The sequence below is a fragment of the Streptomyces sp. NPDC005070 genome, from assembly GCF_053600395.1.
The window spans coordinates 1-10,523 of record NZ_JBSFZS010000185.1 but is presented as its reverse complement, the minus strand read 5'-3'; the positions used below and the strand labels follow the sequence as shown (position 1 = coordinate 10,523).

The window sequence follows — 10,523 nt, the reverse complement described above, 5'->3', positions numbered from 1 at the left end:
GTGCCCATGACGTCCTCGGCCCCGGCGCAGGTCGTGATCGACCTGCGGCGCGGGGTCCGAGGTCACCGCGTCCAGGAGCGGGGTGATCTCCGTGGAGGCGAGCAGGTCGATCTCCCCGTGCAATTCCAGCACCACGTGGCCGTGGTCCTGGTGGATCCGCAGATGCCGGGTGCACGGTGCGAAGTCGCTGGCCACGCGGACATCACCTCCAGCCGGCAGTCGGCCCGCTCCCGGGTGACGCGGGAGCAAAACCGTTTCCTGCTCAGCAAGTTACCCTCGTTGAGGTGAATTCCAGCATGTTCGATTGACATATGTCTTCGCTGTGCGCGGCGAGTTGGCCGGATGTGCACCCGGGCACCCAGCCCCCGGCCCCCGGGCGCCGGCTGCCCGGGCCCGCGGCCGTGCGGCACCGGGGCCGTGCGGCGGAGAGGCCGTACGGCGTCAGTCGACCACCAGCACGAGCTTCCCGGTGGTCCGGTCCGTGTCGCCCAGGGCGTGCGCCTTGGCGGCGTCGGCGAGCGGGAAGGTCTCGGCGACCGTGGCGCGCAGCGCGCCCTTCTCGACGAGATCCGCGACCGCCCTCATCCCGGTCTGGTCGGCGTCGACGAGCATCCGTACCGCCCGGACGCCGAGCCGTTCGGCCTCCTCGTAGAACGCGTCGGACCCGACCGGCAGGATGGAGACGACCACGCCACCGGGTCGCAGGACACGCAGCGAGCGCAGTCCCGTCTCGCCACCGATGGTGTCCAGGACGACATCCACGTCACGCACGGCCTCGGCGAAGTCGACGCTGGTGTAGTCGACGGTCTCGTCCACGCCGATGGACCGCAGGAAGTCGTGCTTGCCCGCGCTGGCGGTGCCGATGACGTACGCGCCGAGGGACTTCGCGATCTGCACCGCCACATGGCCGACTCCGCCGGCCGCCGCGTGGATCAGCACCCGCTGTCCGGGCCGCACGCCGGCCCGCTCGGTCAGCGCCTGCCAGGCGGTCAGGGAGACCAGCGGGAGGGCCGCGGCCTGCGCGTGGTCGATCGCCGACGGCTTCAGGGTGAAGGCGCGGGCCGGACCGGTCACGTACTCGGCGTGCGAGCCGTGGCCGAAGGGGTAGGGCAGCATGCCGAAGACCTCGTCCCCCGGCTGGAAGAGGGCGACGCCGATCCCGGTCGCCTCGACCACGCCGGAGACGTCCCAGCCGAGGACGAAGGGCGGTTCGCCGAGGAACCCGCCGGTCGCGCGGTGCTTCCAGTCGGTCGGGTTGACGCCGGCGGCCCGTACCCGGACCAGGATCTCGTTCGGTCGCGGCTGGGGCCGCTCCATGGTCACTTCCTCAAGAACCTCGGGACCGCCGAGGACGGTCTGGCTGATGGCTCGCATCGTGTTCACAGTGCTCATGGTGAACCAGCCTGCCCGGAGGCGTCCCGGCAGAAAATGGCATGATTGCCAACCTTCGATAAGATCGTGCCATGCGGAAAACGGCGTTGGACGCGGAGCGGGCCGAGTGGGCGGGTTGCGGGGAGCGAGGGGAGCCGGTGGAGCGCGTGGAGCGGGTCGCGGTCCTCGCGCTGGACGGCGTCTATCCCTTCGAGCTGGGGATGCCCAGCCGGATCCTCGGTGCTGCGGACGGCCGCTACGAGGTGGTGACCTGCACCCTCGACGGAGGTCCCGTCCGTACCGACGCCGACTTCTCCATCACCGTCGGCCACGGTCCGGAGGTCCTGCGGACGGCGGACACGGTGGTGATCGCCGCCGTCACTCCGGCCGCGCTCCCCATCGGACGTCCCGACGAGGTCGCCGCCGCCCTCGCGCACATCCGTCCGGGCACGCGGATCGTCTCGATCTGCACGGGCGCGTTCGTGCTGGCCGCCGCGGGACTGCTGGACGGGCGCCCGGCCACAACGCACTGGCATGTGGCCGACGAGTTCCGGCGGCTGTTCCCGCGGGTCGACCTGGACCCGGACGTCCTGTTCGTGGACGACGGCGACATCCTCACCTCGGCCGGAGCCGCGTCCGGCATCGACATCTGCCTGCACATCGTCCGCCGCGACCACGGCAGCGAACTGGCCAACAAGGTGGCCCGGCGCTGCGTGGTCCCGCCGCTGCGCGAGGGCGGCCAGGCCCAGTTCATCGAACAGCCCGTGCCCGAACCCTCGACGGCGAGCACCGCCGCCACCCGCGACTGGGCACTCGCGCGCCTCGGCGATCCGCTGACCCTGACCGATCTCGCCGCCCACGCCGGCATGAGTCTGCGGACCTTCGCCCGCCGCTTCAACGACGAGGTGGGCCTCAGCCCCGGCCGCTGGCTCATCCAGCAGCGGCTCTCCCGGGCCCGCCATCTGCTGGAGGCCAGCGATCTCCCGGTGGACCGCGTCGCGGGCGAGGTCGGCTTCGCGACGGGCGCCTCGCTGCGCCAGCACCTCCAGGCGACGATCGGTGTCTCGCCGCAGACCTACCGCCGTACCTTCCAGACCACACGCTGACCCCCGGCCCGCCGAACGAACCTCCGCACCCCGGCGTCGTAGAAGCACGAACGACGGGTGGAGGAACTGTGGTGGGGACGCGCAGCGGGATCGTGGCCGCGGTGGTGGCGCTGGCGGGGTTCGCGGCGGCGGGGTGCGGCGGGGACGGACACGAGGGGGTGGTGGTGACCGGCACCGCCCCCGCCGCCCCGTACACCGGGCCGCTGGACCTTCCGTACACGGCGGAGGGCGACGGGGACGCGGAGGAGAGTTCGGGGGCGGCGGGCCGGGCCCTCGAGTGCGACGGCGCGATCCGGGCGGGCGACGCGGGCGACGCGTGGAGCAAGGGTGACGGCGGGTCGACGCCGGAGGACGGACTGAGGGCGTACTTCGAGATCTATCAGCCCGAACTGCCGGAGCAGGGCTACCGGGTGGAGCGCGTCGAAGGGGACCGCGTCCTGTTCTCGTACGACGTCGGAGGCAGGACCAAGGTCGCCGTCGTCGTCGCGAAGGACCAGCCGCGGCGCCCGGGCTGGGGCCCGGAGACCAGCGCGTCCTGCGACCCCTCCGAGTTCCCGGCGAGCTGGACGAAGGCGCGGGGGTACGAGATCTGGACGGACCGGGACGGCCGCCGCGTGCCGACCACCGAGGTGTCCAGTGTGGCGGGCGCCGAGCACTGTGACTGGCAGAGCGCGCACTTCCTCGAACTGGGCCGGTACGGCCGTCAGTACGCGCGCGATCCGCGCGGGGTCCTTCCGGCCGAGGCCCTCACCGCCGCCTACGAAGGAGACGTCCGCATGCCCGCCGACGCGCGGGACACCGGCTACCGCTACGGCGACCGGCGGCTCTGGCTGACGCCGGACAGGGCCACGGCGTACGTCAGGACCTCGGACGGGGTGGAGGCGTGGCCGGCGACGACGTCGCCCTTCGGCTGCCGGTGAGCCGCGGGCCGGGCCGCCGCCAGGCCCGGCGCGTCACCTGCTCATGTGCAGGGCGACGAGGAGCTGCCAGACCTCGTCCGCGACCGTGTCCGGTGTGCCCTCCAGCAGGCCGTGCAGCCAGTCCGCGAGGACGCCCGCGAAGGTGGCGGCCACCGCCGAGGCGACGAGGGGGGCGTCCGGCGCACCGGCCAGGGTGCGCTCGGCCAGGCTGCGGGCCCGCAGGTCGCGGTGGAGCACGAGGCCCAGCGGGCCGCCGCCGCCCGGGCTCAGCAGCGCGCGGTAGAGACCGGCGTGCGGGGCGAGTCCGGTGAAGAAGGCGCGCAGCGCGGGGGGCGCCGACACCGGGTCGGGCCGGCCGCGCCAGGCGTGCAGCGCCTCCACGGCCTCCCGCACGACATCGGCGCACGCGTCGACCGCCAGCGCCTCCAGGTCGGCGTAGTGCACGTAGAAGGTGGCCCGGCCGACCCCGGCCCGCCGCACCAGCGCGGCGACACCGGTCTCCTCCAGCGGGTGTTCGGCGCACTCCTCCAGCAGTGCCTGCCGCAGCTTCGCGCGGGTCCGGGCGGAGCGCGGGTCGTCGGGTGTCATCCGGCGAGCAGGACGGCGGCCAGGGCGAGCGCCCCCGGCAGCGCCTGGGCGAAGAGGATGCGGCGGTTCGCGGTGACCGCTCCGTACACACCCGCGACCACGACACAGCACAGGAAGAAGACCTGCGCGTCATGCCCGGTCGGATCCGCCGCGATCAGACCCCACACCAGTCCTGCGGCGAGGAACCCGTTGTAGAGCCCTTGGTTCGCGGCGAGCGGCGCGGTCGCTCGTGCCATCGGCGCGTCGAATCCGTGGAGCCCCCGCCCCGGCTTCTTCTCCCACAGGAACATCTCCAGCACCAGGATGTACGCGTGCAGCGCGGCCACCAGGCCCACCAGCACGTTCGCGGCCGTTTCCATCGTCGGCATGCTCCGATTCGTCTCGTCACTTCTTGGACAGGTGTCCACTATAGCTGGACGGCTGTCCAAGAAGTGACGGCCATCGGGCGGCTCAGGCGTCCGGCGCCGCGTACACGCGCTCCCCTCCGACGTAGGTGAGCGCGACACCCGTCTCCTTGATCGCCTCCGGCGGTCCCGCGAAGGGGTCGCGGTCCAGGACGACGAGATCCGCGAGGGCACCCGCCCGTACGGTCCCGGTGTCGTCGAGGTGGTTCGCGTACGCCGTTCCCGCGGTGTACGCCGTCAACGCGGCGGTCAGATCGATGCGTTCGGCCGGCAGGAACACCGGCCCGGGCTCGTCCGGGCTCACCCGGTTGACCGCGACATGGATGCCCTGGAGCGGGTCGGGGCTGCTGACCGGCCAGTCGCTGCCCGCCGCCAGCCGTGCGCCGGAGCGCAGCAGCGATCCGAACGGGTACTGCCAGGAGGCCCGTTCGGGGCCGAGGAAGGGAATGGTCAGCTCGTCCATCTGCGGTTCGTGGGCGGCCCACAGCGGCTGGATGTTCGCCGTGGCGCCGAGTGCGGCGAAGCGGGGGACGTCGTCGGGGTGCACGACCTGGAGATGCGCCAGATGTGGCCGGGTGTCACTCGGCCCGTTCGCCTTCCGCGCCGCCTCCACGGCGTCCAGGGCATGGCGTACGGCGCCGTCGCCGAGCGCGTGGAAGTGGCACTGGAATCCGAGCGCGTCCAACTCGGTGACGTGCGCGGGCAGACGATCCGGGTCGATGAAGCTCTTGCCCCGATTCGCCGTGGCGCAGCCGCATTTGTCGAGGTAGGGGTCGAGCAGCGCGGCGGTACCGTTCTCCGCGACCCCGTCCAGCATCATCTTCACGCTGGTGGCCCGGAACCTTCCGAGCTCCAACGCGGCCCGTCGCTCGACGAGTTCGGGGATCTGCTCGGCGCCGCGGGCGCGGTCCCACCACAGGGCGCCGACCACGCGCGCGGTCAGCGAACCGTCACGGGCCGCCGTCATGTACGCCTCGGCCGGGTCCTCCATGCCGGCGAAGGTGCCGACGATCGCGTCCTGCCAGGCGGTGATGCCCAGCGCGTGCAGATGCCGCTGGGCGTGCAGCAGCGCGGCGAGCCGGTCGGCCGCGGTGGCCGGGGGAGTGAGCCGCCCGACCGCCTGCATGGCTCCTTCCTGCAGCATCCCGGTGGGCTCACCGGACGCGTCCCGCTCGAAGCGCCCGTCGGCGGGGTCGGGTGTGTCCCGGGTGACGCCGGCGAGTTCGAGGGCGCGGCTGTTGGCCCAGGCGCCGTGATGGTCCCGGTTCGGCAGATACACCGGACGGTCCGGTACGACCGCGTCCAGGAGCTCCTTCGTGGGCGTGCCGCCGGCGAAGGCCTCCATGGACCAGCCGCCGCCCGTGATCCACTCCCGCTCGGGGTGGGCCTCGGCGTACGCGCGGACGGCGGCCAGGGTGTCCTTTGCGGTCCTCGCGCCGGTGAGATCGCACTGGGAGAGTTCCAGGCCCGCGGGGAGCGGGTGGACGTGCGCGTCCTGGAACCCGGGCAGCAGCAGCCGCCCGGCGAGGTCGACGACCTCGGTGCCCGGTCCCGCCAGGTCGTGGACCTCGGCGTTCCCGACGGCGATGATCCGATCGCCGGTCACGGCCACCGCGGTCGCGGCGCGGCCCTCGGCGGTGAACACCGGGCCGCCGGTGAAGAGAAGGTCAGCGTGCATGGTTCCGTTTCCTTGTTCGAGTGCTCGGAAGCGCTCAGTTGGGGGTGGCCAGGAGCTGGGGCGCGTCGGCGTCGGTTCCCCGTCCGGTGGTGAAGTAGGCGGACTTGCGGACCCACTTGGCCCACGCGCCGGCCACGAAGCCCGAGACGATCATGAGGGTCGGGGTGAGCAGCAGGAACCAGCCGTTGTCCGCGCTGACCTCGAAATGATCGGCCGAGTCGTAGAAGGACCAGGCGAGATAGCCGCCGAGGCCGAGCAGCGCCACGGCGCTCAGGGCGGGCAGGACGACCGCGCGTATCCCGTCCCGCAGGTTCTCGCGCAGCAGCCCGCGGAACCGTGCGGCCGCCGCGAGGGCGATGAGCGCGTACGACAGCGCCACGACGATCCCGACGGCGTTGACCGTCGCCATGATCATGTCGGCGAGGCGGGGGATCACCAGGGAGAGCGCGGCGACGACCACGGCCATCGCGCCGATGAGCAGCGTGCCCATCGCCGGAGTGCCGTACCGGGCGCTGACCTTGGACCACACGGGCCCGAGCGTACGGTCCCGGCTCATCGCGAACATCCCGCGCGCCGTCGGGATGACCCCGGCCTGCAGCGAGGCGACCGCCGAGAACATCAGCGCCACCAGGGGCAGCGCGGCCAGCGGCTGGTCGGCGAGCCGGTTCCCGAGGAACGCCAGTCCCTCGGCGCCGTGCCCGGCCAGTTCGTCCTCGGACAGCACCCGCTGGAAGGCCACCGAGCCGAGCAGGAACAGCCCCAGCATGGTCACCAGCGTGATGGTCCCGGCCCGCGAGGCGTCCCGCGGATCGCGCACCTCCTCGTTCACGGTGAACGCCGCCTCGAAGCCCCAGTAACAGAACACCGACAGCAGCAGGCCCTGCGCCAGCGCCGTCGTCGACGGGATCTGGAACGGGTCGAACCAGCTCAGGCTGAAGGGGTGCGGACCGTTCACGATGCCGTATCCGCAGAAGCCCAGCAGGACGACGTACTCGAAGACCAGGAGCCCGGTCTGGAGCCGTGCGGCGGTCTTGACTCCGGTCACCGCGGTGAGGGTGACGGCGACGAGGACCAGCACGCCCACGGCCGTGGTCTGGGCGGTCGAACCCGGGTCCAGCGCCAGCCCCGCCACCTTGTGCACGCCCGCCTGGCCGGCGAGCTGGATCATCGCCGAACCGGTCACCGCCGTGGTGTACGCGAGGAACGCCACGGTGGCCACGATGCTCACCCAGCCGACCAGGAAACCCAGCCAGGGACTGAGCGAACGGCCCACCCACACATAGCCGTTGCCCGCGTTCGGTTCGACCTTGTTCAGCCGGGAGAAGGCGCCGGCGATGCCGAGGATCGGCACGAACGCCAGCAGCATGATCGCGGGCAGATGCAGCCCGACCACCCCCGCCGTCACCCCGAGGCCGATCCCGATGCTGGTGGTCGCCGCCGTGCTGGAGGCGGCGATGGCGACACCGTCCAGCAGACCGAGGGTCTTGCGCAAGGACGGGGGATCCACACCGTACGGCTTCTGCGTCATGGCCTGCTCCGATCGCACCCGGGGCCTGATTCCGGCCCGATGACCGGAAATGAAACTGCCCGGGGCCTTAACAGGTCAACGGCGTTGACATAAGGTGCCCGCACCGGAGGAGGACCGCGCCGGAGAGACCGCGCACCGCACCGAGGGGAGATCCCATGACGTCCACGAACGACCGCGTCGTCCCGCCCGCCGCCCGGCGGCGCAGACGCCCCACCAAGACCGGCGTCGTGCTCTCCGAGGAACTGATCGTCGAGACCGCCCTGCGGCTGCTCAAGGAGCACGGCGCCGACGCCCTCACCGTCCGGCGCCTCGGCCTCGCCCTCGGCGCCGACCCCAGCGCCCTGTACCGGTACTTCCGCGACACGGACGATCTGCTGCTCGCCATCGCTGACGAGCTCATCGGCCGTACGCTGCGCGCCTGGCACCCCACGGGGGACTGGCGCGCCGACCTCAGGGACCTCGGCCTGCGCATGCACACCGGGTCCCTCGCCCATCCGCAGGCCGCCGTGCTCAGTTCCTACCGGGTGACCGGCCGGGTCCACGAGATCCAGGCGGTGGAGCGGATCCTCGGGGTGCTCCGCGGCGCCGGATTCCCGGATCCCGAAGCCGTACGGATCTACCACGCCTTCGTCGACCAGGCGCTCGCGTTCGCGGCCCTGGACGCCGCGAGTGTCGCCCTGCCGCCCGCCGCCCGTGACGCCGAGGCAGGCGTGTGGCGGGCGACGTACGCCCGGCTGCCCGCCGGCAGCCATCCGAACATCGCGGCGACGGCCCGCCATCTCGTGCTCGACATGCGGCACAGTTCCTATCCGACGGCGCTCGACATGCTGCTGAGCGCCGCCGCGGCCCGGCTCGCGGAACTCACCGCGGGCGATTCCGCGCCGGGACCCGTCCCGGACGGGCCCGGCCCGTCACACTGAGGCCCGCTCCACCGTCATCCGTGCGGGGGCCCTGCCCGCTCCCGGCGCAGGTGCGCCGTCCGTACGCCGTCGACCAGGAGGCCGTCCGCAGATGAACCCGCCCGCCCGCACCCGCAAGCAGCGCAAGCAGGACACGCTCGACCGGCTGGAGACCGACGTCGACGTCTGGGTGTCCACCGCCGACAGCGCCGCAGGAACGCCCCATCTGGTACCGCTGTCCTACCTCTGGGACGGCACGACCGTCGTGCTGGCCACCCCCGCCGCCAGTCCCACGGGCCGGAACCTGCGGGCGACCGGCACCGTGCGCCTCGGTCTCGGGCCGACACGGGACGTGGTGATGATCGACGGCACGGTCCGGACCCTGGAAGCGAGTGAACTGCCGGAGGGGGTCAGTGACGCGTTCGCCGCCAGGACCGGCTTCGACCCGCGCGGACTCGACACCCACTATCTGTACTTCAGCGTCACTCCCGTACGGGTGCAGGCCTGGCGCGAGGCCGACGAGCTCTCCGGCCGCGACCTCATGCGCGACGGCGCATGGCTGTCGGCCGACTGAGGTCGCCGGGCCCGCGCCGCGTGGGTGCCGGTCAGTCGCGGCCGGACTTGGTGGGGGAGGGCCAGACGCCCGTGGACCGTTCGATGGCCTTCGCGCCCGAGCGGTCCACCGCGCTGCGGACGACCGCGAAGATCGCGCCCTGGAGGGCTGCCGCCAGCAGGACCTCGCCCCAGCCGCGGTCCTTGTCCAGGGCGTCGGGAGCGTCCTCCTCGTGACGTATCGCCATCCAGGTCTTCTGGAAGGCGAGTCCGGCGACAGCACCTCCGGCCCAGCTGAGGACGAAGCCGATCGGCTTGTACGCCAGGGGCAGTGTGAGCTTCTTCCGCTTCTTGGACACCCGGGACTCCTTCTCCGCTTCCGGGCCCGCCGACCTGGGCGGGCCTCCTCCCACCGGGTACGGGTGCCCAAGGTGCCGCCCTCGTACCCCTCGGTCCGATTGTCCCGGCAGGGCCGGTGTGAGGTGGAGACCCGAGGGAAACCGGCCGGTGTGAGTGGTGAAGAGACGACGCAACCGACGGATCGCGCCCCGTCGACACGGCGGCAGGAGCAGGAGCAGCGGCGGACGGAGGCCGGCTCGGCCGGCTCGGACGCCAGGACCAAGGTCACCGTGCTCGTGGCACTGGGCGCCAACCTGGTGATCGCCGTGGCCAAGGCGGTGGGCGGCCTGATCTCGGGATCCCCCGCGCTCCTCTCGGAGGCCGCGCACTCCGTGGCGGACAGCCTGAACGAGGTGTTCCTGCTGGCGGCGCTGCGCCGCAGCCGCCGGCCACCCGACCGGCGGCATCCCTTCGGCTACGGCAAGGAACGGTTCTTCTGGTCACTGCTCGCGGCCGTCGGCATCTTCGTCATGGGCGGCTGCTTCTCCTTCTTCCAGGGCTTCGAGGCGCTCCGCAACGGCGCCGAGGAATCCCTCAGCGGCTATATGACCGGGCTCGCGGTGCTCGGCGTGGCCCTGCTCGCGGAAGGCGCCTCGCTTCTGCGGGCTCTCTTCCAGATCCGCGGCAAGGGCGGCGACGGCATGCGCGACCCGGCCCTGCGGACGGTCGTCGCCGAGGACGGCACCGCGGTCCTGGGGGTGAGCCTCGCGATGGTCGGCATGGTGCTCCACATGATCACGGGCCAGGTCGTGTGGGAGGCCGCCGCCTCCTTCGCCATCGGACTGCTGCTCGTGTGCATCGCCTTCTGGCTCGGCAGCGACGCCCGCGAGCAGCTCATCGGCCGGGCGGTGGACGAGGAGCAGAGTGGCCGGATCCGCGAACTGCTGAAGGCACAGCCCGAGATCGACAGCGTCGAAGCGCTGCTGACCATGGAGCTCGGCCTCGACTCGACCCTGGTGGCCGCCCGCATCGACCTGGTCCCCGGGCTCGACAGCGAGGAGGTCGAGGAGGTCGCCGTCCGTATCAAGCGCTCGGTCGCCCATACCTTCCCCGCGGCCGACCAGATCTTCCTCGACGT

Annotated in this window: 11 protein-coding genes and 1 pseudogene; 5 read left to right on the top strand and 7 right to left on the bottom strand. The window is 72.3% G+C overall.

The genetic code is table 11. The annotated features are described in order from the left end of the window. A pseudogene (locus tag ACWEBX_RS34645) lies at positions 1-195 on the bottom strand (hypothetical protein); the annotation flags it as partial. A gap of 246 nt (positions 196-441) precedes the next feature. After that, entirely contained in the window at positions 442-1,392 is a 951-nt protein-coding gene (locus ACWEBX_RS34640) for an NADP-dependent oxidoreductase (protein WP_451888724.1), read from the bottom strand. Between the two features lie 137 nt (positions 1,393-1,529). On the opposite strand from ACWEBX_RS34640, the gene ACWEBX_RS34635 reads away from it, so the two are divergent. Next, positions 1,530-2,477 carry a GlxA family transcriptional regulator gene (locus tag ACWEBX_RS34635; protein ID WP_451888725.1) on the top strand — a complete coding sequence of 316 codons (948 nt, stop codon included), beginning with the start codon at positions 1,530-1,532 and terminating at the stop codon, positions 2,475-2,477. Positions 2,478-2,548: 71 nt separating this feature from the next. Continuing rightward, on the top strand, positions 2,549-3,397 hold the full coding sequence (locus tag ACWEBX_RS34630; protein ID WP_451888723.1) for a hypothetical protein: 849 nt from the start codon (positions 2,549-2,551) through the stop codon (positions 3,395-3,397). 33 nt (positions 3,398-3,430) lie between these two features. On the opposite strand, the gene ACWEBX_RS34625 is transcribed toward ACWEBX_RS34630, so the two are convergent. The 4 genes from ACWEBX_RS34625 to ACWEBX_RS34610 form a co-directional block, all read right to left on the bottom strand. Further along, on the bottom strand, positions 3,431-3,985 hold the full coding sequence (locus ACWEBX_RS34625; protein WP_451888722.1) for a TetR/AcrR family transcriptional regulator: 555 nt from the start codon (positions 3,983-3,985) through the stop codon (positions 3,431-3,433). Further along, entirely contained in the window at positions 3,982-4,344 is a 363-nt protein-coding gene (locus tag ACWEBX_RS34620) for a DUF1304 domain-containing protein (RefSeq protein WP_386980008.1), read from the bottom strand. Before ACWEBX_RS34620 ends, ACWEBX_RS34625 begins: the two co-directional genes overlap by 4 nt. Before the next feature lie 91 nt (positions 4,345-4,435). Continuing rightward, positions 4,436-6,067: an amidohydrolase gene (locus tag ACWEBX_RS34615; protein WP_451888721.1), complete on the bottom strand. Its 1,632-nt coding sequence runs from the start codon at positions 6,065-6,067 to the stop codon at positions 4,436-4,438. A gap of 34 nt (positions 6,068-6,101) precedes the next feature. Then, the gene (locus tag ACWEBX_RS34610) at positions 6,102-7,595 is read right to left on the bottom strand and encodes an APC family permease (protein ID WP_451888720.1); all 1,494 of its coding nucleotides are present in this window, start codon (positions 7,593-7,595) and stop codon (positions 6,102-6,104) included. A 155-nt stretch (positions 7,596-7,750) separates the two neighbouring features. Here ACWEBX_RS34610 and ACWEBX_RS34605 point away from each other — a divergent pair, with 155 nt between their 5' ends. Both ACWEBX_RS34605 and ACWEBX_RS34600 read left to right on the top strand, forming a co-directional pair. Continuing rightward, entirely contained in the window at positions 7,751-8,515 is a 765-nt protein-coding gene (locus tag ACWEBX_RS34605) for a TetR/AcrR family transcriptional regulator (protein ID WP_451888719.1), read from the top strand. A gap of 91 nt (positions 8,516-8,606) precedes the next feature. Continuing rightward, positions 8,607-9,068: a pyridoxamine 5'-phosphate oxidase family protein gene (locus ACWEBX_RS34600; protein ID WP_451888718.1), complete on the top strand. Its 462-nt coding sequence runs from the start codon at positions 8,607-8,609 to the stop codon at positions 9,066-9,068. Between the two features lie 31 nt (positions 9,069-9,099). Here the strand turns inward: ACWEBX_RS34600 and ACWEBX_RS34595 are convergent, their stop codons facing one another. Then, positions 9,100-9,405 (bottom strand): DUF4235 domain-containing protein, encoded by a 306-nt coding sequence (locus tag ACWEBX_RS34595; protein WP_451888717.1) that lies wholly within the window; start codon positions 9,403-9,405, stop codon positions 9,100-9,102. Positions 9,406-9,555: 150 nt separating this feature from the next. Here ACWEBX_RS34595 and ACWEBX_RS34590 point away from each other — a divergent pair. Continuing rightward, positions 9,556-10,523 (top strand): cation diffusion facilitator family transporter (locus tag ACWEBX_RS34590; RefSeq protein WP_451888716.1); only part of this gene is annotated, 968 nt, incomplete at its 3' end.